Source organism: Mongoliibacter sp., assembly GCF_007692705.1.
Classification (GTDB): Bacteria; Bacteroidota; Bacteroidia; order Cytophagales; family Cyclobacteriaceae; genus Mongoliibacter.
The window spans coordinates 1-21257 of the sequence record NZ_REBN01000224.1 but is presented as its reverse complement, the minus strand read 5'-3'; the positions used below and the strand labels follow the sequence as shown (position 1 = coordinate 21257).

The following is a 21257-nucleotide window of genomic DNA, read 5'->3' as shown; positions in this document are numbered from 1 at the left end:
TTCTTTGTAAAATATAATGAGAGCAGTGCGGTTCATATCTGCACTGCTTTTTTTTTGGCAACCAATAAAGATCAAATGGTGTTTAGAAATTATGAAAAAGAATCTAGCTTTACTTTTACTTTTAACCGTTTCTACCATGGCTTGGGGACAAAGTCTTGCTTATAAAACTCTTCTTAAAGGTGTTTATGAAAAGGATTTTCCCGTAGTTAATCCACAAGACTTGGAAGGTATGCCTGATGCAGTGCTTTTGGATACAAGAGAAATCGAAGAGTTTGAAATCTCTCATCTCAAAGGTGCCAATTGGGTCGGTTATGATACCTTTACAATGGATTCAGTGAATGGAATTTCAAAAGAGCAGCCAATAGTGGTTTATTGTTCTATCGGCGCTAGAAGTCAAGATATAGGTAAAAAACTCAAAAAAGCAGGTTTTAAGAATGTTTATAATCTCTACGGAGGGGTTTTTCACTGGGTAAACGAAGGTTTTCCAGTGTATAATAAGGAAGGGGAAACATCTAAGGTCCATGGTTATAGCCGTACTTGGGGGATATGGCTGAATAGGGGAGAGAAGGTTTATTGAATTCGCATATTTGTCTTAACCAAGACATTTACGGGTGATTTAAAATTCGAATTTTATGCAATATTTCAGAAGTCTTCAGTGTAATTGATACGAACATACGCTTTACATCGTACCTTGATTAAACCAACATTTAATGTATTTATGAAAACACTAACAATTTTAATCGCCCTTTTCCTATTTAATTTTTCTTGTGGAGCCTACGAGATGACAGGTGCTGTAAGCAAAGCCCCATCACATGAGATTTTTGATGAACTTCTAAAAAGATATGTTTCTAAAGAAGGTAAAGTTAATTACAAGGGTTTTGTAGAAGAAAAGGGGAAATTGCAGAAATACTTGGATCTCCTGAGTAAAAATGCTCCTGACCGGAAGACTTGGTCCAAGGATGAACAATTGGCTTATTGGATAAATGCTTACAATGCCTTTACCATCAAGTTAATAGCTGACAATTATCCTGTCGAAAGTATCAAAGACCTTAACCCTACACTTACTGTCCCAATGGTTAATACTGTTTGGACAAAAAAGTTTTTCAAAATAGGTGGAGAGGATACCAGTTTGGATGATATAGAGCACAAGATCATCAGAAAGGAATTCGAAGAACCACGGATACATTTTGCTGTCAATTGCGCTTCTGTTTCTTGTCCACCACTTTTGAATGAGGCATTTACTGCCGAGAAGCTGGATAAGCAGCTTGAAAAGGCCGCTAAGGATTTTATCAATAACCCGAAGTACAATAAAATTTCTAAAGATAAGGCTGAGATTTCCCAGATTTTCTCATGGTTCAAGGGTGATTTTACCAAAAATGGAAGTTTAATTGATTACCTTAATAAATATTCCAAAGTTGAGATCAATTCAAAAGCCAAAATTTCAAATCTTAAATACGACTGGTCTTTAAATGAATGACAAAACCCAAAAAATAGTCATCATAGGTAATGGTATTGCCGGAATTACCTGCGCCAGAAATATCCGAAAAAGAGATGAAAATTCAGAAATCCTGGTGATTTCCGGAGAAACTGAATTTTTCTTTTCTCGTACGGCGCTCATGTATATCTATATGGGGCATATGAAATATGAACATACCAAGCCCTATGAAGACTGGTTTTGGGAGAAAAATAATATCAAGTTGAAGCAGGCCTGGGTTGAACGCTTAGATTATGGTAATAAAACCCTGCACCTTGACTCAGGAAATAAAATCATTTATGACACACTTATTTTAGCCACAGGTTCCGTTCCAAATAAATTTAATTGGTCTGGTCAAGATTTGAAAGGGGTACAGGGCCTATATTCCAAACAAGATTTAGATACAATGGAAATGAATACAGCTGGAATTAACCGTGCAGTTGTGGTAGGTGGCGGATTGATTGGAATAGAGATGGCAGAAATGTTAGCCAGTAGAAAAATCCCTGTCACCTTTTTGGTAAGGGAAAAGAACTTTTGGGACAATGTCCTACCCATAGACGAAGCCAGATTGATCAATAAGCACATCTTGGAACACCACATTGACCTAAGGCTGGGAACAGAACTGAAAGAAATTGAGGGAGATGAATCGGGTTTGGTCAAATCTGTTGTCACAGATAAAGGAGAGACGATTTCCTGCCAATTTGTGGGCTTAACCGTGGGGGTCAGTCCCAATATCAAATTTCTTCAAGATTCAGCATTGGAGACTAAAAGAGGGGTTTTAGTAGATAGGTTTTTCAAAACCAATATAGAGAATGTTTATGCTATTGGGGATTGCGCTGAATTTCATGAACCTCCGGCTTCAGACAGAAAAAATATCGAACAGGTCTGGTACACAGGTAGGATGCATGGAGAAACTTTGGCCTATAATCTTACAGCAGAAAATCCGGTAGCCTATCAACCGGGTATGTGGTTCAATTCAGCCAAATTTTTTGACATAGAGTATCAAACTTATGGGCTTGTCCCCAATGAGGATAAGGAAGGAATAAGTTCTTTTTATTGGGAAAGCGAAACAGGGAAAAATTGTCTAAGATTGGTTTTTGAGGAGAAATCTCAGAGATTGTTAGGTGCCAATAGTCTTGGCTGGAGGCTAAGACATGAGTTTTTTGAAAAGGCTATAGAAAAAGAGTGGACCTTGGAAAAGGTTCTTAAAAATTTACATAAAGCAGATTTCAGTACTGAGTTTTTTGAAAAATTTTATAAAAAAGTTTTTAAAAAGTACGAGAATGAGACAGGCAAAAAGATAGCGTTGGAAAAGCAATCGTTCTTTCATAGGTTAATTGGTTCAAGGGCATGAAAATAAATCAAATAATAGGCTTGATAATATTTATCCTGGGACTTTTTTCTTTCAGTGTAATACCTTTCTTGGGTACTTACCAGCTAGAAAAAGAGATGGTGGAGGCCAAGGTTAAAGAGGAACATCAAGAAGATATGCTACGCATTCTTGAGCCAATGTATGGTGAGGAATACATGAGTAATTTTGCTTTTGTCTCAGATTTCAATGGGTATTTTGATGAATACAATGAAGCACTTAAAGCCAATGAAGATTGGGATAATGTCATTTGGGACGATTATGCCTTTGACCTTACCAAAGCAGCTACACAAGGAGCTGTTGCAGACAATCCAAACCTTTATCTAGCCATATCTGTGGGTTTGGCAGTCTTAGGTGGTTTGATCTATATTTTGCCTATGTACAGGAATGAGCCGGATGGAATCAAGAATGATGGGATTTATTTTTCTTCTATGAAATCTAGGGGCTTGCTGGGAATCATTACCGGTACTTGGTTAATCCTTTTTTATATCATCCTTTATTGGTTCCCTGAGTACCTGACCAACTTGGTGGTACTTATGGATCCCTTGAGTATACTGCTATCTGGAAATCCGGCGTCTCAGTGGTTTCTATATGGGTTTATATATACACTAGCTATTTTGGTGATGGGTATCAGGATGTTTAGAAAATACAAGGGAAATGCCTACCAAACCATTAGGACAGCCTCTGTGATGTTTTTTCAATTGTCTTTTGCATTTTTGATTCCGGAAATTCTTGTTTTACTCAACAAACCTTGGCACGACTTCAAAAATATCTGGCCTCTGGATTATTCTTTTTTCTATGATTACAGAATGGAAGGAATGCTCAGTTCGGGTGCCTTGGGAATGTTTATGCTGATTTGGGGAATTATTTTGATTATTATAGGGGTTCCCCTTTTTACTTATTTCTACGGAAAACGATGGTATTGTTCTTGGGTATGTGGCTGTGGAGGTTTGGCGGAGACGTTGGGTGATCCATATAGACAATTGTCAGATAAATCTTTAAAGGCCTGGCAGGTCGAAAGGTACATGATCCACGGAGTTTTGGTGTTTGCAGTTTTGATGACTGCTGTTACCATTGTCAATTACTTTATGGAATTTGGACTACTAGGGCAGGCCACTGATCAATTGCACAGCGTGTATGGATTTGCCATTGGCTCAGCATTTGCCGGAGTGGTCGGTACCGGTTTCTATCCATTCATGGGAAATAGGGTCTGGTGCCGCTTTGGTTGTCCACTGGCAGCATACTTGGGATTGGTTCAGCGCTTCAAATCCCGATTTAGAATCACCACTAATGGAGGACAATGTATATCTTGCGGCAATTGCTCTACCTATTGTGAAATGGGCATAGATGTACGCTGGTATGCGCAGAGAGGTCAAAATATAGTAAGGTCTTCCTGTGTAGGTTGTGGCGTATGTTCAGCTGTGTGTCCCAGAGGTGTATTGAAATTAGAAAATGGTGAAGAAGAGGGTAGGATAAACGACAACCCTATCCTTATCGGAAACAAATCAATTACTGTAAAATCTTAATGAGTATCCTTTATATTTTCTTAGGCGTGTACTTATTGGCCATGCTTTTTGTTAGCCTGTATAGCTTTGCGCAAGCCCATTTATTATATCATTTTTTGATTTTCAGGAGAAAAAAGAGAATCGATCCATTCCTGGATATAGACAACCTGCCTTATGTAACAGTACAGCTACCAATATTCAATGAAAAATACGTGGTAAAAAGGTTGATAAAATCCTGTGCGCAATTCAATTACCCAAAAGACAAATTACAAATCCAGCTATTGGATGATAGTACAGACGAAACAGCGGCTATCATCCAACAAGAATTGAGTCAATATCCAGACATTAATTTTCAGTACTTGCACAGGTCTGACCGGAAAGGATTCAAAGCTGGAGCCCTCAGAGAAGGAATGGAAAAGGCTACGGGAGAATATATTGCCGTATTTGATGCTGATTTTTTACCAGATCCTGACTTTATCATCAAGACTATAGGGCATTTCGAAGACCCCAAAGTAGGAATGGTGCAATCAAGATGGACTCATTTGAACGAAAACTATTCGGTACTTACCCGTTTGCAGGCATTTGCACTGGATGCCCATTTTATGGTGGAACAAATAGGCAGAAATCAGCAACAAGCATTTATCAATTTTAACGGAACTGGAGGGATATGGAGAAAAACCTGTATTCTCGATGCCGGTAATTGGGAGGATGATACCCTAACTGAGGACCTTGACTTGAGCTATAGAGCGCAGCAGAAAGGTTGGAAGTTTGTTTACAGACCTGATATCAGTTCTCCAGCAGAGCTTCCTCCCGTGATGTCGGCTATCAAGTCCCAACAATTTCGCTGGACGAAGGGTGGTGCGGAATGTGCAGTCAAGCACCTGAGGAATGTATTGACCAATCCATTTCCGATAAAGGTGAAGATCCATGCCACGGCGCATTTGCTAAATGCATTGATCTTTATAGCAGTTTTTTTGGTAAGTATTAGCAGTATTCCAATCTGGCTTGGTTTTCAGATGGAATGGATTCCTTGGACTTATTTCAAATATGCAGGAGGCTTTTTATTTAGTTTTGTGATCATTGCTTTTGTTTACTTCGTGGCAAATCTCAGTTTACTTGATTTCTCCTGGAAAGGAATATGGAGATTTGTATGGGAATTGCCCTTGTTTTTATCAGTTTCAATGGGACTGGCCCTACACAACGGACAAGCAGTATGGGAAGGAATTACCGGTAAAAAATCACCCTTCATCAGGACCCCTAAGTACAACCTTTCCGACTCTGGTAGAATATGGACTCAGAATTCATACAATCAGTTTAAGGTTCCTGCCACTACTTATATTGAAGCAATATTGGCTTTGGTTTTTTCTTTAATTGTTTTGGCTTCTATCCATTATGGAACCTATCAAATGGTGGTTTTCCATTTGATGCTTGCCTTAGGTTACGGATTGGTGAGTTGGTATTCTTTCAAAAGCTATAGAAAAGCTAAAGTCTAACCTCCTCAGTCTAGAATTTTCTCAAATAAATCCCGTACCTGTTTTTCTACCAAAGATTTGAAGTCCTTTCGATCTTCCTGAAGATTGCCCAGTAGGTCCAGGTACTTTTTAGAAATATTCTGTTTATCAGTCAAAAACCCAGTCAGGTGCTGGATAAAAAGATGGTTTTCATACCATTTCAATAGAGATTTCTGTAGCAAAAACATTTTATCATGTACCTCATTGACAAAAATAGGGTTGAACCCAGACTCAATTCTCAAATTTTCCAGGGCTATGATTACCCTCAGTCCTTCATAGATATCTTTCAGTGCTTTGCTATCGAGTTTGTTTTTATGATCCAAGTTGAAAAATTCCAACTCTTCATTGATTATTTGATTTGTAGCGGTATTGATCATCAAAGGTTTTAGGCCTTTACTCAACTTATAAGCAGTATCATACAAGTCCTCCCAAATATGTAATGGAGTAACAACCACGTGATCGTAGACCTCAGCATATAGCTTGTTTTTCTCTGATAAAAGGTTTTTGGTGTATGTCCTGAATTCTATTGCTTCTTTTATCTTGACGGACTCCACTTGATTGTTGACCATTTTTAGGTGCTTGGTTTTTTTCAGCCCTTTAAAAAGATCTTTAAAAGGGGCAAAAAGCTCAAACTTGAGACCTTCCTTTTTAAAATGTATATGGGACAAGAGATCAATATAAATTTCAAGAAATATCAAACGACTTTCCAGTTCAATAGCTTTTTTGCCTTTGAACTGCTTGCTAAGAGATGCATGTGCAGCTTTCGCTTCTTCAAAATGCTGCTGAAACAGCCCAAAAACAGGAGAAATATTACCTTGCATAGTTTAGGAAATTCTGACCAGGGTCGCACCGTAGCCAAATCGGCTCTTCTGTGTGTCCTGAAAATACTTAATATTTCCCAATTGACTCAAATACTTGTGAATTTCTTTTTTGAGCACCCCATTTCCAATACCATGAATGAAACTTATTTCATCCATTCCAGAGGCAATGGCATAATTCAGATTTTTCTCAAAAGCTTCCATTTGAAGCTTGAGCATTTCAGAATTGCTCATCAAATCATGATCTTTGGTCAATTTTTCTATATGCAGGTCAACTTCTTTGGGTGGGCGAGGAAAAGATTGTTCTGGCTTTATTACCTCAGGGTTCAATTCTCTGTTAAGTGTTTGAATATCGATTTCTTTGGCGTTTTCGGTAAGGCGAAAGACATAGCCGCTTTTATCCAAAATCGGGGCCATTCCCTTGCTTTTGAAGAAAGTATTGGCTTTGAATTTGATTTTGCGTTCTAATGCGGGTTCCGTTTTTTCAATCCTTTGGTTGATAGGGAAAAGCTGTACCAACAGGGGTGGCCATTCCTCAAAATTCTGTATAGACTTTTCCGTTATTTTTTTACTTGTTTTAGCAGCGATCTTATCAGCCAATAAAGTTTGGGAATTTGAGCCATAGTGTTCCGAGGTAATGGAAAGAAAATCCTTCGGGGTATTATTACAAAGGTAGACACTGTGGTCTTTGTCATTGAGGGGAATATATACCAGATAAATAGCTTCCAGGCTCTGATTCTTTGCTTTGCTACTTAAATTTTCGGAAATCACAGATGTGTCTTCTACCTCATTTTTGAAGTAACTCCTCTCTGTACTTGAAATCAAGACTACCTCGTTTTTCATAGCAGGGATCCTGAACCCATCCTCTATTTCTATTTCAACTCTTCCACCTGAAGAGATTTTGGTGATTATTCCTTCCTCATTTCCATGAAGCAACCTTACTCTGTCTCCTATATTCATCAATTCAATGCTTTTTTATATGTCTCAAGGGCCCTTTCCCGTGCAGATTTATGTTCTACGATGGGTTCGGGGTACTTGTCGGTCCCATATTCCGGAACCCATTTTTTTATGTATTTCAGATTTTTGTCAAATTTGGCTGTTTGGGATTCAGGGTTGAAAACCCTGAAATAAGGCTGTGCGTCAGTACCAGTACCTGCAGCCCACTGCCACCCACCATTATTGGACGAAAGTTCAAAGTCCAGTAATTTTTTTGCAAAATACGCTTCTCCCCATCGCCAATCAATTAAAAGATGCTTTGTCAAGAAACTTGCTACAATCATTCTTACCCTATTGTGCATGTAGCCAGTTTTGTTCAATTCCCGCATGCCTGCATCTACTATGGGGTAGCCGGTTTTTCCTTCGCACCATTTCTCAAATTCTTCTTGGTTATTCCTCCACGGAATATGGTCATATTTTGATTTGAAGGCTTTATCGACCACCGATGGATTGTGGTATAAAATCATCATGTAAAACTCTCTCCAAATCAACTCATTCAGGTAAGTTTTATTCAATTCGTCTGCTTCTAGAGCCAGTTTGCGAATACTTAGTGTCCCAAACCTCAAGTGAATACCCAACCGGCTCGTTCCTTGCTGCGAGGGGAAATTTCGGGTTTCGTCGTATTTCCTGATCAGAGGTTTATCGATTTCCAAAGGAGGAATCTCGATATCGGTCTTTTCAAAGCCCATATCTTCCAAGCTTGGAATAGGCAAAGGTTCAGTTTTGAAGAAGTTCTTTTTACGGCCATCCAAAGACACCAGTTCGATTTTTGATTTGTGGAATTTTTCCAGCCAAACTTTGCTAAATGGCGTGAAGACTTTATAAAAATCTCCTGATCCGTTGACAATTTCGTCTTTTTCAAAAATCACCTGGTCTTTGAAATCCAGAAATTGGATATTCTTATCCTTTAGCAGATTTTTTACTGATGAGTCCCTTTCTTTGGCATAAGGTTCATAATCTCGGTTGGTGTAGACATTCTCAATCTCATATTCTTCCAAAAGCTCCTTCCAAATATCGATCGGTTTGCCATATCGCACAATTAAGCTGCTTTCAAAGTCTTCTAGCTTTTTGGAAATTCCCGTAATTTGATCATGGATAAAACTTACCCTGGCATCTTTTTTATCTTCTAGGTCATCCAAAATATCCCTATCAAAAATAAAAAGAGGAAGTACATTTTTTTCCTGCTCAAAGGCATGGTATAATCCTACATTGTCATCTAAACGTAAATCTCTTCTAAACCAAAATATGCTTACTTTATCCATAGTTTATATATTGTTTTAGGTTTAGAATATCCCAATTTGAAAAATGTTTCAATCTTCCTCCTCTTTTCTAAGATTTTTAGGCTTTTCAATAATCTCTAGGTATTCAGGCTCCACCTTTCTGTCCAAATCTTTTAGGGGAATTGGTTGCCAATTTTCGTCCTCTTCAAATTGATATCTAAGGAAATCATCAGTATCGTTGATTCTGAGTTTTTCTCTTTCACCTGACCTCAATTTATTCCAAAGTTCTGTAAATGAATTAAAGGAAAGATTCTGAGAGACTGATACTCCATAGGTAGCGACATTTCTTGCCAGAGAAAGAGAGGTGAAGGTATTGAAATTATTTCTATTGTAAATCCTCATTCTATATCTGCCATCTTCTGTGAGCAGGTATTCTGCCTGCCAGTCACCCGCGATGCTATTGATATCAGCATTTCCCTGTAAATCCGTAAATCCACCATCTCTTGTAACCCTTAATCTACCATCAAGGAATGTATAGGCTACGCGCAATTGGAATGTTTCCAAGGCATTTTGATCAAGATTAGCCAAGTCAATATCCACTTCCAGATTTTGATCTACCTGGGCAATAAAGCTGTTCAATTGCGAGGAAAGCAGCTGGCTAAGGTTGGATGTTGCAATGTTGCTGACACCGGTGAATTGTCCTTCTGGAGAAAGGGACCGCATCATAATCACAGAAAAAACCTGTCTGTTTTTTTCCTGTTCATCATTGGCTATCCGGTTTTGGAAGGCTGAAATATAGGTTTGTATATTTCCTTCAGAGGGGAATTCTGCAAAGTCAAAATTAAAAGCGATATCTGGAGAGAGTAAACTTCCTTTAAGATCCATGATAACCCTCAGCGGCCACCTTCTTCTCATCTGCGGATCTTCCAAACCTTGGTTTTGTACATTTTGTAAATTCTGTAAAGATACACTTTCCTGATAATACGCCCTAAGGTCCATCACTCCTTCATATGGATCTCCATACCAGGAAATCCGTCCGCCTGGCTCAACTATAAACTCCCTTCGGATCACATTATAAAGTGAGAAATTATAGCGGGCTTCAGTGATTTCATAATTCCCTTGCATGGAAAAATTCCCCTGCGTGTCGATATTCAATGTCAGTACTCCTCGCCCTCTTCCCTGAATATTTTCACCTGTTCTTGGATCTATTTGGATTTCTGTATAGGCATCTGGGGTGATATCTAGGGTGAAATTCATACGGACATTGTTGATAGCAAGCTTTTCAACTGACTCTTCAAAACCCTGCGTCTGGGTCGTATCCCTTATGTTGATAATATTGATGAAATCTTCTTGGGCTTGAATATTGGACGAGCCAAAAGGGATAAAAATTCTCGTATTTGGCTGGGAAGTAGCACGGGCTGTTATGTCCAGGTTATTGGCTGCACCGAATATATTGAGACTACCTGAAACATTGGCTGTTCCATAAAACAGGTCATTGTCCCTAATAGAAGTGTTTAGGACTTGGAAGTTTTCCATAGTAGAAGAAATATCCAAGACAAAATCACTGAAATAGTCATGAGAGATCCCGCCGCGCATTCTTGCACGGTTACCATTTACATCCCTAAGTATGATTTCCCTAAAACTTATTTCGTTTGGTTCAAAAACCAAGTTTCCATCTATGGTATAAGGGGTGTTCAGGTAATTGATTAAAAGGCGTCCTTCATCGACCCTTCCGGTGCCGGTGACTACAGGGAATGCCAGAGTGCCACCGATATCCAATTCTCCGGTAACAGTTCCACCCATTTTAGTTACATAATCTTCCAAAAACGGTTCTAATACAGAAATATTGGCTTTTTGCAGGTTTGCTTTTAAGGTGAGGTTCTGTTCTTCACTTCCAAGTGAACCCTCTAAAGAAATAACTTTTTCTCCTAAACGGTAATTATTTAATTCAACATTGATCAAGCCCTCCGAAAAGAAAGTGCCTGCCTCTATGTCACCAATCAAAAAGTTGTTGATGTAGAAATCTTCAACATTCAATTGTCCATTGATGGCAAGGGTTTCGAAAATATTACTCAGTCCAAACTGACCATTAGCTCTACCCTCAAATTCTCTTATAGAAAGTGTGTTGAAAAAGTCAAGGTTTAAATTATTGATTTCAATCCCTAAGACATCCTCTGAACTCTCTGATACATTTCCATTTACGGAGATAAATTGCTTTTCATTGAAAATTTTGAGATTGTCAAAGAGAAAGGCATTATCTGCAATGTAAATTCTGTTTTCGGGATCGAAATTCCAGATTTTATCAATGATCTTGAGCTCTGATGGCTCAAATACGATAGTGGTATGGTCTGGAAATATGGTGATTTCATTTTGTATGCGCAGGTAGCTTCCGGTGCTCAATTGGTCTTGGCGGTAGCTGAAATCTATATTGTTAACATCCCATATTGCTTCAATTTCCAGGTTGTTGAAGACCAATCCCGACTTGAGGTTTTGTTGTTTGGAGTAGATATAAAAAGAAGCCAACACGTCATTACTTCGTGTTAGTTTTGAAGTATTGAAGTCAAGGTTTGTGTCGAACAAGAAATTACCGTTATAGTAAATGCTATCAATTCCGGAGTAAAAGTTCAATATGGTATTGTCAGGGGTTTGATAAAACGCACCCTCTATTAGGGTGTTTTTGGAAATAGATGCCTTAGGTTCTATCAAATTGATAATGGGATTGATATCAATGAAATTCATATTGATATCAATATTATAGGGGTCGTGAAGCCCTACTTGGGAGATGTCTACGGGACTTTGAGAATTGGTCAAGATTGCCAAATATTCTCTGCTGAGATTGGTCACATCAGTGATCAATTCTTCTACTTTGAATATTCCAGATATCCCAGCTACCAAAAGGTCTGAGTTGAGAGAAATCACCCTTGAATCATCTGTAAACAATGACTGGAAGAAGAAATTATCTACATTCAAGGTACGCCCTTCCAAACTTACGGCAATGTCACTGAATCTGGCAATCCCCTCAATATCATCCAGGGTGATGCCTTTTGTATCCATGTCTAAATTACCGCTTATGAAAAGCTCATTATCTACAATTTTTAATTCCTTCAAAAAGGCAGTATCCAGTTCCACGTTGAGTCTGATGGAGTCTTTTTTATCCCGTAAATCCAGTACTCCACGGGCTTCACCTTTAAGGTTAGGGTCTGCTATTTTTATACTGCCTCTGAAAAGATCCCTTCCATAGGTGGCATCTGTCCTGATATTAGTATAATCATATCCCATTACACCAATTTTTCTGATATCTGCATCCAATTCCAAAATGGCAGACTCTACCGCTAGTCCGGTTCCTCTTACCCGTCCTGTCATAGATACTTTTTGAAACTGTTCCCTATCCTCCATCAATATTCCCATATCCAGATTTTCCAACTCCAACCTTCCGGTATAAGTCGGTGTGTTGTTCTCTGACTTATAGCTTAGCCTACCGGTCATATTTCCTATGCCCGTTCTAAATCTCCCATTGAAAGTGAAAAAATGTAGATAACCTGAGAAATCAGTGTCAAAACGAATATCCCTGAACTTATTGACTTCCCTTTGGGCTTGCTCTGAAATATATGGTTTAAGATCAGTGCTGCTAAGGATAGAATTCATCAATGACATTTCAAAAAAAGTATTGCTTACATCAGGCAGGCCATTGATTTTAAATTTCCCAAATAAGGCGCTACGCTGTCCAAACCGAATCAGCAGTTGTTCTGACACCAATTTGTCAACAGTCCCACTGACTTCTCCGCTCAAGGATATCCTATCTTCAACTTCTGGCAATTGGTCGGTAAAATAACGTAAGTCCTGAATGTCCAAAAAGGCCTCATCAAGTCTGGCGAGTATTTGTACCTCCTGATTGAAATTGGAAAGTGCACTGCTGGAAGAGTAGCTGAATTTTAGATAATCTTTGAATTCGGTTCTGTTAGACCTGAGATAAAGATTATCAAATTCCATAAATGTAGGAGCGTAAGTAAAATCTGTTTTCAGTTGCTGGAAAACCATACCTGAAGTGCTTTCTTCACCTCTTAGGTAATTGACTTTCATGCCCAGATTTGGTCCGTCAGTGTAGAACTCATCTGCATCTGCAATTAGGTTACGAAACCTAAGGTTGTTGTAATCAAAGCCTTCAGTTACTGGTATTGCATCGTAATTAAGGATGTCAAGAGATGTCTGATTGAAATAGATATTGTTTATTTCAAACCTCCCAGATGGCTTGTCGGGATCTTTGGTGCCAGGAAGTAATTCATTCAGTCTTGAGAAAAATTCAGAAATATTGATGTAGGGCTCATCTTCATGAAATATTAACCTGACATTTCCTTTTTCCATCTTGATTTGGTCAAGTGAGGGACTTTCTTTGTCAAATAATCCACGGATAGAAAAATCTATATAAACTTCCTCCAAATCGACCATGAGGCTATCTTTTTGGTCGTGAATTACCACGTTATTCAAACTGATAGCATCCCACCACCTGATTTTTACGCTCGATACTTTGGTATCAAAGCCTGTATTTTTGGTAATATAATCAGTTAAAACTCCCGATATTTTGGTTTGAAAATAAGGGATTTGAAGCAAGGCAGCTATTAAAAAAATTCCCAAAACAAGGAAAAGTACCAGCCTGAAGATCAGCCTTAAGGCTTTCAGTATTTTTTCCGTAACTTTCGGGTTCTTTTCCAAGGATCAATCTGCAATGAAAATCAATATTCTGGCTATAGAATCATCTTGTGATGAAACGTCCGCAGCGATAATTTCTGACGGCAAAATACTTAATAATATTATCGCTACGCAATCAGTACACGAAAAATATGGTGGAGTAGTTCCTGAGCTTGCTTCAAGGGCTCATCAGCAACATCTTATTCCTGTAGTACATGAAGCGATAGAAAACTCCGGGATTTCCAAAAATGAACTGTCTGCTATTGCCTTCACTAAAGGACCAGGCCTTATGGGTTCTCTTTTGGTGGGTGTATCCTTTGCGAAATCTTTTGCCTATTCTTTGGGTATTCCTTTGATTGATATCAATCATATGCAGGCCCATATATTGGCACATTTTATTGATGATCCCAAGCCTGAGTTTCCATTTATCTGCTTGACGGTATCGGGCGGGCATACACAATTGGTCTTAGTCAAAGGATATTTGGACATGGAGGTGATTGGGGAGACGATGGATGATGCTGTAGGAGAGGCTTTTGATAAAACTGCGAAACTATTAGGATTACCATATCCTGGAGGCCCATTGATTGATAAATATGCCAAAGAAGGAAACACCAAAGCTTTTCCTTTTCCGGTATCGGATATGCCAGGATTAAGTTTTTCATTTTCAGGAATAAAAACAGCAGTTCTTTATTTTTTGAGGGATCAATTAAAAGGAAATCCGAATTTTGTTCAAGAAAATTTAGCAGATTTATGTGCTTCAATTCAATTTACTTTGATCAAAATGCTGATGCAGAAGTTGAAAAAAGCAGCAAATTTGTACAAAATCAATCATATTGCTATTGCAGGTGGTGTTTCAGCAAATTCAGGATTAAGGGCGGAACTGCAACTTTTGGCAAACAAACATGGTTGGAAGGTTTACATCCCGAAATTTGAGTATTGTACAGATAATGCCGCTATGATTGCCATGGCCGCACATTTTAAATATATGAAAGGTGAGTTTTGTGGATTGGATGTGGTACCTGAGGCAAGGATGAAGATCTGAGAAGTAAGAAGCGAGAGACTAGAGACGAGAGACGAGAGCTGAGAGCCGAGATGCGTGAGAGAAATCAAGAAATAAGGGCAAACAAGTAAAAAGCGAGAAGGCAAGAATCAAGAGAATAGGTGTAATTTATAATAGGACCTTATTATTTTAATATTTGATGTTTTTGCAAGGAAGCGGTGAGTAGTTTTAGTGACAAATTTTAATTTGGTAAGGAGTTGACATACTAGTTTCTTACTATAAAAGGATGAATACATGTCTGACAAGAAAAAAAGATTTGAAAAGCATATCAATATAAGAAATAAAAAAGCCAGCTATGAATTTGAGTTTATAGATACTTTTGTGGCAGGTCTTGTCTTGAAAGGGACAGAAATTAAATCTATCAGAGAGGGCAAGGTTTCCTTGACTGAGGCATATTGTTTTTTTAGAAAAGAAGAGCTATTTATCAAGCAGATGCATATTGCTCCTTACTCTATGGCTGCGAGTTACAATCATGATGCAGTACGTGAAAGAAAACTGCTATTGAATCGGAAGGAAATAGAAAAACTTCAAAGCAAATTTGAGGAAAAAGGATTGTCTATAATTCCGGTCAGAATTTTCATGAATGACAAAGGTTTGGCAAAACTTGAGATCGCTTTAGCGAGGGGAAAGAAAGTCCATGACAAAAGGCAAAGTATTAAAGAAAAAGATTCAAAAAGAGAATTAGCAAGGATGAAGTTTTAAAACATTCTCACTGAACAACAGGTTTTTCCAATCAAAGTTTTATCTTAGAGGTCTATGGAAAAGCGTGTTTTGGTGTTAAATCTGGATCATAGTCCGATAGCCGTTGTCAACGTGCAAAAGGCGCTGGTTCTTGTTTTTTTAGAAAAAGTAAGCTGCCTAAGTCATTACGAAACACTTGTAGTTAGGACAGTCTCTAAAGAATTTAAATATCCGGCTGTCATTAGACTTAATGAGTATAAAAATATCCCTTACAAAGGGGTGCTTTTAAATAGGTCTAATCTATTTCGTCGTGATGGAAACGAATGCCAATACTGTGGGTCCAAAAAACAGCTAACAATTGACCATGTAATTCCCAAATCAAAGGGAGGTAAAACCAATTGGTCGAATTTAGTTACTGCATGCCATAGGTGCAATGTACTGAAAGGGGACAAAAGTCCAGAACAGATGGGATTGAAGTTAAATAGCATTCCTTTTAGGCCTACATTAGGTTTCTTTTTGGCAAATTACGCAGAACGCCATGCAGAAGAATGGATGCCGTTTTTAGATGTAAAAGTCGTGGGAGTAAAATAAACCCACTATTTGGGAGGGGTGGAAACTATTTTTCGAATTTGGGTGTAGTGCCATTTACAAAAAGGTTTTTCTAATCATTGAAATTAAAAGTACCTTTGCATTGTCATATAATTCGCCCAGACCCAAATGAGTGAGCAGATCAAACATGAATGTGGAATAGCCATGTTGAGGCTTCGAAAAGACCCTCAATACTACTTGGATAAATACAAATCACCCCTGTATGCTCCAAATAAGCTATACGTCCTGATGCAAAAGCAAATCAACAGAGGACAAGACGGCGCAGGAGTCGCCAATATCAAAATCAACACCAAACCAGGAACAAGATATATCAGCCGTTACAGGTCCATAGAACCACAGGCAGTTAATTATATCTTTGATAAAATCCACAAGAAATATAAAAAAGCCAAAAAGCATGGAGGGGATGCAGCCCTCACCAATGCAGAATACCTCAAAGAAAATATTGCGTTTTCTGGAGAGGTATGGCTTGGACACCTACGCTATGGCACTCACGGCGAAAACAGTATTGAAACCTGTCATCCTTTTTTAAAACAGAATAACTGGAGAAGCAGAAATCTTGTCATGGCAGGAAACTTCAACATGACCAATGTGGAAGAGCTTTTTAGTAGATTGGTTGAATTGGGGCAGCATCCTAAGGAAAAAACTGATACGGTGACAGTTATGGAGAAAATCGGACACTTTCTGGATGAGGAAAACCAGAGGATTTTTGATAAGTATAAGCAGGATTTCAGTAATGAACAGATAACTGCATTTATTGAAGATGAATTGGATGTAGCCAGAATACTGAGAAGGTCTTGCAGGGATTTTGACGGAGGTTATGCCATGGCCGGATTGATAGGGAATGGATCCAGTTTTGTAGTGAGGGATCCTTCCGGTATCAGACCTGCCTATTATTATGCTGATGATGAGATTGTGGTGGTCGCTTCTGAAAAACCCGCCATCAAATCTGCTTTCAACATAGACTATAAAGAAATCAAAGAAATTCAGCCGGGTCACGCCTTGGTGATCAATAAGGATGGTTCATATGGAGAGTTTGAAATCATGCCCGCCAGAGAAAAGAAATCCTGTAGCTTTGAGCGTATTTATTTTTCAAGAGGTACGGATCCTGATATTTACCGAGAAAGAAAGGCTTTAGGACGGGCTTTAATTCCTCAAGTACTTCAGGCCATTGATTTTGACTTGAAAAACACAGTGTTTTCCTATATTCCTAACACAGCGGAAACAGCTTTTTTGGGTATGATTGAGGGATTGGAAGATTACCTAAGTGCTAAAAGAAGGGAAGTGCTGCTTGAAGGAAAACCACACTTAGAGGATTTGGAGGATTTGCTGAGTTTTAGGCCCAGGGTAGAAAAACTTGTCAGTAAAGATGTTAAGTTGAGAACTTTTATCACAAATGATTCTGACAGGGATGCGATGGTGGCCAATGTTTATGATACTACTTATGAGGTAGTCCGCTCGGGTATTGATACTTTGGTGGTCATTGATGACAGTATTGTGAGAGGTACTACTTTGGAAAAGAGTATCCTGACTACTTTGGACAGGTTGAATCCCAAGCGTATCATTATCGTTTCTTCTGCACCTCAGATCAGGTTCCCTGATTGTTACGGAATTGATATGTCTAAGATGAGAGAATTCATCGCATTCAGGGCAACGCTTGCACTCATTAAAGAAAGAAAGATGAACTTCCTGATGGATGAGATACTGGAGAAATGTCAAAGCAATCAGAATACCTCAAATAATTTTGTAAAACTTCTATATGAGCCATTTACAGATCAGGAAATTTCAGATAAAATTGCAGAGATCATTACCACTGATCAGATACAAGCAGAAGTAAAGGTAATTTACCAGACAGCAGATAATTTACATAAATGTATTCCAGATCATTTGGGAGATTGGTACTTTACGGGTAATTTCCCAACAAGTGGAGGAATGCGCGTTGTGAATAGGGCGTTTGTTAACTTTATGGAAGGAAAGGCAGTCAGAGCTTATTAATACAATTCCGGAAAAGTTAACCAGTCTTGAGTATTCAATTTATAGGACTTTCCTGATTGCTATATCAAGCGGGAAAGTCTTTTTTATAGTAAAAATCACTGATTAAATATGGAAGTAAATGTAGCCTTGTTAAAGCAGATTTGTGAGATAGCTGGAGCTCCTGGTTATGAAAAACGTATCAGGGATCTGGTCATCGAATTGGTCACCCCTTTGGTGGATGAAGTGAAAACAGATAATATGGGCAATGTTATAGCTGTTAAAAAATCAAAGAAAAGCCCGGATACCCAAAAGGTGATGGTGGCCGCGCATATGGATGAGATTGGTTTTATTGTCACCCATATAGATGATAAGGGTTTTGTTCGCTTTCATACCTTGGGTGGCTTTGACCCCAAAACCCTTACCGCACAAAGAGTAATTGTCCACGGGAAAAAAGACCTGATAGGTGTGATGGGAAGTAAGCCTATTCATGTCATGTCAGCTGAAGAAAGGACCAAGCTTCCCAAGACAACGGATTTTTTTATAGATATGGGAATGCCCAAAGAGGAGGTAGAAAAATACATCAATGTAGGTGATCCGATTACAAGGGATAGGGAATTGATTGAAATGGGTGATTGTGTCAACTGTAAATCTATTGACAATAGGGTAGCTGTATTTATTCTCATCGAAACCTTAAAGCAACTTGAGGATCCTGCGTACGATGTTTATGCAACTTTTACTGTACAGGAAGAGGTGGGGATCCGCGGCGCAAATGTTGCTGCTCATGGAATTAACCCTGATTTTGGAATAGCTTTAGATACTACTATTGCGTATGATGTACCAGGAGCTCAAGCACATGAAAAAATAACAGAGCTTGGAAAAGGCACTGCAATAAAAATTATGGATGGCATGACAATCTGTGATTACAGGATGGTGGATTTTATGAAAAAAACTGCATCGAAAAATGAGATCACTTGGCAGCCCGAAATACTAACCGCAGGGGGTACGGATACAGCAGGTGTACAGCGTATGGGCAAGCAGGGTGCTATAGCCGGTGCGATTTCAATCCCCACCCGCCATTTACACCAAGTGATTGAGATGGCTCATAAAGAAGACATAGCCAATAGTATTCTTTTATTAAAAGCTTGTTTGGAAGATATGGATGGGTATGATTGGAGTCATTAACGCCTAACCTTTAAGGTCTTTTTCTGACCTCGTTTAGGTTTGAAAAATAAGGTTTTAAAATCAAAAAGGGTTGTCTTTTCATCAAAGACAACCCTTTTTGATTTTGCTGGCAATTATCAAACTGACCAACTATTTTGTATTTGTAAAATTCTGGTTTTTGAACTTAATTTAAACCTACAGCTTTGGCAGCATTAACAAATCCATGGCCATAGAATTCATCCTGTCCAGATTTTCCCAAGTCTGTAGCAGATTGTCTCATTCTTGCAGCTACCTGTGCTGGAGACATTTTACCCTTGTTGGCTTGAATGATTAATGCCGCTACACCCGCTGCGGCAGGAGCTGACATAGAAGTTCCCTGAGCCCAAGCCCAGTTATTGTTTACATTACAGCTGATGACCATATCAAATAACTCACAGAATCTCGTAAGCTCTAAGTTAGTACCATTTAAGGTACAAATACCATCAAATCCCTCAACTTCAAATAATCCTATCGTCCCTCCTGGAGCAGCAAAATCTACCAAAGATTTACCATGATCGGTGTAATAGGCAGGTTGTGTGAAATTATCATTTCCTAATACCCAACCTGTAGGACCTGTAGAGCTTATAGAAAGCACGTGTTGGTTTTGTGCTGGAAGTTGGAAAAATTCCTTAGCATCGTCATAGTTAGTACCGCCGTTACCTGCTGAAGCAATTACAGTAACGCCATTTTGATAAGCGTATCTTGTGGCTCTATCATAAGTTTTTTGCAAATTTTTGAAAAAATCACGGAAACCTTTATCACCCCAATTGTTTCTATAATCGATTGTTGCTCCTAAGCTCATATTGATGATATCTGCTCCTGCTCCACCTTCTGTAAGGGGTGTGGCTGAATAAAGTATAGCTTCCAATATCCATTCAAGGGCGCCCGAGCCTCCGTGAAGTGCTTTGACACCGATCAGTGTCGCCTCGGGTGCTATTCCCACGATACCATTTCCAGCTGCTGCAACAATGCCCGCGACATGTGTACCATGCCAGAAAGTACCTACGTCCTGATTAAAATTGAATCCGGGTACAGTCGAAATTGAGCTTGCAATGTCTAAATTTGGAGCAAGATCTTGATGAGTTGAATGAAAACCCCCATCAATTACGGCAACTCTAACTCCTTTACCGGTAAAGCCTGCATCCCAAGCTGCAGGACCATTGATGGAAGATGGAGCCCACTGAACGCCATCAAAGAATGCGTCTTGATAATTAAAAGGTGCTCCAGCAGAAGCGGTATTTCCTCTCCTTGTCAAAGAAGCATCAAATACTAATGCTTCACCACTGATTTCAGGTTCCTTAGTGTATTGCAAAATCAAATCAGGTGTAATAGACTCTATACCGTTGATTTTTTTTGCTTGAGAAAGAAAGTCTTCAGCCCTTGCTACGGCTACAGCTATACCTATCTGAGGGAAAGTTTTTACTAATTCTCCTCCTGCTTGCTGAATGCTTCGCTCTAAGTTATTCGGCAGGTTTTGTCCTCTACTGATGATTAAAAATCTACCGGTAAAGTCACCCTCTCTTAAATTGGTAAAGTCGGACATATCAGCCAATTCTTCAAAATTGAACTGATTGAAGCTTGACTCCTCTTCTGTAATTGCATCTTCAATTGGAGCTATGCTTTCCAATTGGTCATGACAAGCTGATAACAACAAAAGAATAATCACAAAAAATTGTGAAAATTTGAATTTGGTTGAACACATCATAATTGTAAATTAATGTTGATAAAATGAAAATAAGTGGTAAAAACGAGTTGGTTGTTATTTTCTTAGTAAGATTTTTTCTCAATCAAAACCTGTGCTTTGACCAAAAAGAATTTTTACAAATACGTAGTAATATACTTATCTATTTATAAAAAAGTATTTTTTATTGATAAAAAAGCAGATAAAAAATTATGGAGGATCTGTGTTTAATTTACATTTAGATCCCAGTGAAAAAAGCCCCCAAAGCATTTGAGCTTAGGAGGCTTCTTGATTCATATTATTTGAACATTTAATTGAGTTCAGGAATTTAATTTAGTTTATATATTTTTAGTCAATTCTTTGTGTTTGACAGATTTGTCAAGGTGATTCTGCAGCATTGGTAATGAATCTTTTGCCCATCTTTTGATGTCTGCATCTTCACTTTTTTCAGAGGCTTTTTTGAAAATGTCAACTGC

At 38.6% G+C, this 21257-nt stretch carries 16 protein-coding genes; 10 read left to right on the top strand and 6 right to left on the bottom strand.

Annotated features, from left to right (window positions below; translation table 11 throughout):
• Positions 1 to 91: 91 nt before the first annotated feature.
• From EA341_RS15835 to EA341_RS15815, 5 genes are all read left to right on the top strand, one after another.
• Positions 92 to 577 (top strand): rhodanese-like domain-containing protein, encoded by a 486-nt coding sequence (locus EA341_RS15835; protein WP_293016141.1) that lies wholly within the window; start codon positions 92 to 94, stop codon positions 575 to 577.
• Positions 578 to 718: 141 nt separating this feature from the next.
• Positions 719 to 1477 carry a DUF547 domain-containing protein gene (locus tag EA341_RS15830; RefSeq protein ID WP_293016140.1) on the top strand — a complete coding sequence of 253 codons (759 nt, stop codon included), beginning with the start codon at positions 719 to 721 and terminating at the stop codon, positions 1475 to 1477.
• Entirely contained in the window at positions 1470 to 2828 is a 1359-nt protein-coding gene (locus EA341_RS15825; RefSeq protein ID WP_293016139.1) for an FAD/NAD(P)-binding oxidoreductase, read from the top strand. The genes EA341_RS15830 and EA341_RS15825 overlap by 8 nt, the downstream gene beginning before the upstream one ends.
• Positions 2825 to 4369 carry a 4Fe-4S binding protein gene (locus EA341_RS15820; RefSeq protein WP_293016138.1) on the top strand — a complete coding sequence of 515 codons (1545 nt, stop codon included), beginning with the start codon at positions 2825 to 2827 and terminating at the stop codon, positions 4367 to 4369. Before EA341_RS15825 ends, EA341_RS15820 begins: the two co-directional genes overlap by 4 nt.
• Positions 4369 to 5841 carry a cellulose synthase family protein gene (locus EA341_RS15815; protein WP_293016137.1) on the top strand — a complete coding sequence of 491 codons (1473 nt, stop codon included), beginning with the start codon at positions 4369 to 4371 and terminating at the stop codon, positions 5839 to 5841. Before EA341_RS15820 ends, EA341_RS15815 begins: the two co-directional genes overlap by 1 nt.
• A gap of 5 nt (positions 5842 to 5846) precedes the next feature.
• Here EA341_RS15815 and EA341_RS15810 read toward each other — a convergent pair whose 3' ends face one another.
• Genes EA341_RS15810 through EA341_RS15795 form a run of 4 tightly spaced genes read right to left on the bottom strand, consistent with a single transcriptional unit; the run spans position 5847 to position 13603 of the window.
• A complete protein-coding gene (locus EA341_RS15810; RefSeq protein ID WP_293016136.1) occupies positions 5847 to 6680 on the bottom strand; it encodes a hypothetical protein in 834 nt (277 codons plus the stop codon).
• A 3-nt stretch (positions 6681 to 6683) separates the two neighbouring features.
• Complete coding sequence (locus EA341_RS15805; RefSeq protein ID WP_293016135.1) at positions 6684 to 7637, bottom strand: Smr/MutS family protein; 954 nt, start codon at positions 7635 to 7637, stop codon at positions 6684 to 6686.
• Positions 7637 to 8935 (bottom strand): deoxyribodipyrimidine photo-lyase, encoded by a 1299-nt coding sequence (locus tag EA341_RS15800; protein WP_293016134.1) that lies wholly within the window; start codon positions 8933 to 8935, stop codon positions 7637 to 7639. Before EA341_RS15800 ends, EA341_RS15805 begins: the two co-directional genes overlap by 1 nt.
• Before the next feature lie 48 nt (positions 8936 to 8983).
• The gene (locus tag EA341_RS15795) at positions 8984 to 13603 is read right to left on the bottom strand and encodes a translocation/assembly module TamB domain-containing protein (RefSeq protein WP_293016133.1); all 4620 of its coding nucleotides are present in this window, start codon (positions 13601 to 13603) and stop codon (positions 8984 to 8986) included.
• A 13-nt stretch (positions 13604 to 13616) separates the two neighbouring features.
• Between EA341_RS15795 and tsaD the strand changes: the two genes are divergently transcribed.
• The 5 genes from tsaD to EA341_RS15770 all read left to right on the top strand — a co-directional run bounded on the left by tsaD (position 13617) and on the right by EA341_RS15770 (position 19082).
• Positions 13617 to 14621: a tRNA (adenosine(37)-N6)-threonylcarbamoyltransferase complex transferase subunit TsaD gene (gene tsaD / locus EA341_RS15790; RefSeq protein WP_293016132.1), complete on the top strand. Its 1005-nt coding sequence runs from the start codon at positions 13617 to 13619 to the stop codon at positions 14619 to 14621.
• 252 nt (positions 14622 to 14873) lie between these two features.
• On the top strand, positions 14874 to 15341 hold the full coding sequence (smpB, locus tag EA341_RS15785; RefSeq protein WP_293016131.1) for an SsrA-binding protein: 468 nt from the start codon (positions 14874 to 14876) through the stop codon (positions 15339 to 15341).
• Between the two features lie 54 nt (positions 15342 to 15395).
• Entirely contained in the window at positions 15396 to 15911 is a 516-nt protein-coding gene (locus EA341_RS15780; RefSeq protein ID WP_293016130.1) for an HNH endonuclease, read from the top strand.
• Positions 15912 to 16037: 126 nt separating this feature from the next.
• Positions 16038 to 17921: an amidophosphoribosyltransferase gene (locus EA341_RS15775; protein WP_293016129.1), complete on the top strand. Its 1884-nt coding sequence runs from the start codon at positions 16038 to 16040 to the stop codon at positions 17919 to 17921.
• Positions 17922 to 18029: 108 nt separating this feature from the next.
• Positions 18030 to 19082, top strand: a complete 1053-nt coding sequence (locus EA341_RS15770; RefSeq protein WP_293016128.1) for a M42 family metallopeptidase — start codon at positions 18030 to 18032, stop codon at positions 19080 to 19082.
• 163 nt (positions 19083 to 19245) lie between these two features.
• Here the strand turns inward: EA341_RS15770 and EA341_RS15765 are convergent, their stop codons facing one another.
• Positions 19246 to 20805 carry a S8 family serine peptidase gene (locus tag EA341_RS15765; RefSeq protein WP_293016127.1) on the bottom strand — a complete coding sequence of 520 codons (1560 nt, stop codon included), beginning with the start codon at positions 20803 to 20805 and terminating at the stop codon, positions 19246 to 19248.
• Between the two features lie 314 nt (positions 20806 to 21119).
• Entirely contained in the window at positions 21120 to 21248 is a 129-nt protein-coding gene (locus tag EA341_RS19020) for a hypothetical protein (protein WP_367127667.1), read from the bottom strand.
• Between the last annotated feature and the right edge of the window lie 9 nt (positions 21249 to 21257).

What these genes read in the sequence shown, in the direction of transcription:
- EA341_RS15810 (WP_293016136.1), bottom strand. Translation starts at nt 6,680, where the DNA reads ATGCAAGGTAATATTTCTCCTGTTTTTGGGCTGTTTCAGCAGCATTTT.
- EA341_RS15825 (WP_293016139.1), top strand. Translation starts at nt 1,470, where the DNA reads ATGAATGACAAAACCCAAAAAATAGTCATCATAGGTAATGGTATTGCC.
- EA341_RS15830 (WP_293016140.1), top strand. Translation starts at nt 719, where the DNA reads ATGAAAACACTAACAATTTTAATCGCCCTTTTCCTATTTAATTTTTCT.
- EA341_RS15765 (WP_293016127.1), bottom strand. Translation starts at nt 20,805, where the DNA reads ATGATGTGTTCAACCAAATTCAAATTTTCACAATTTTTTGTGATTATT.
- smpB (WP_293016131.1), top strand. Translation starts at nt 14,874, where the DNA reads ATGTCTGACAAGAAAAAAAGATTTGAAAAGCATATCAATATAAGAAAT.
- EA341_RS15800 (WP_293016134.1), bottom strand. Translation starts at nt 8,935, where the DNA reads ATGGATAAAGTAAGCATATTTTGGTTTAGAAGAGATTTACGTTTAGAT.
- EA341_RS15775 (WP_293016129.1), top strand. Translation starts at nt 16,038, where the DNA reads ATGAGTGAGCAGATCAAACATGAATGTGGAATAGCCATGTTGAGGCTT.
- EA341_RS15780 (WP_293016130.1), top strand. Translation starts at nt 15,396, where the DNA reads ATGGAAAAGCGTGTTTTGGTGTTAAATCTGGATCATAGTCCGATAGCC.
- EA341_RS15835 (WP_293016141.1), top strand. Translation starts at nt 92, where the DNA reads ATGAAAAAGAATCTAGCTTTACTTTTACTTTTAACCGTTTCTACCATG.
- EA341_RS15805 (WP_293016135.1), bottom strand. Translation starts at nt 7,637, where the DNA reads ATGAATATAGGAGACAGAGTAAGGTTGCTTCATGGAAATGAGGAAGGA.
- tsaD (WP_293016132.1), top strand. Translation starts at nt 13,617, where the DNA reads ATGAAAATCAATATTCTGGCTATAGAATCATCTTGTGATGAAACGTCC.
- EA341_RS15820 (WP_293016138.1), top strand. Translation starts at nt 2,825, where the DNA reads ATGAAAATAAATCAAATAATAGGCTTGATAATATTTATCCTGGGACTT.
- EA341_RS15770 (WP_293016128.1), top strand. Translation starts at nt 18,030, where the DNA reads ATGGAAGTAAATGTAGCCTTGTTAAAGCAGATTTGTGAGATAGCTGGA.
- EA341_RS15815 (WP_293016137.1), top strand. Translation starts at nt 4,369, where the DNA reads ATGAGTATCCTTTATATTTTCTTAGGCGTGTACTTATTGGCCATGCTT.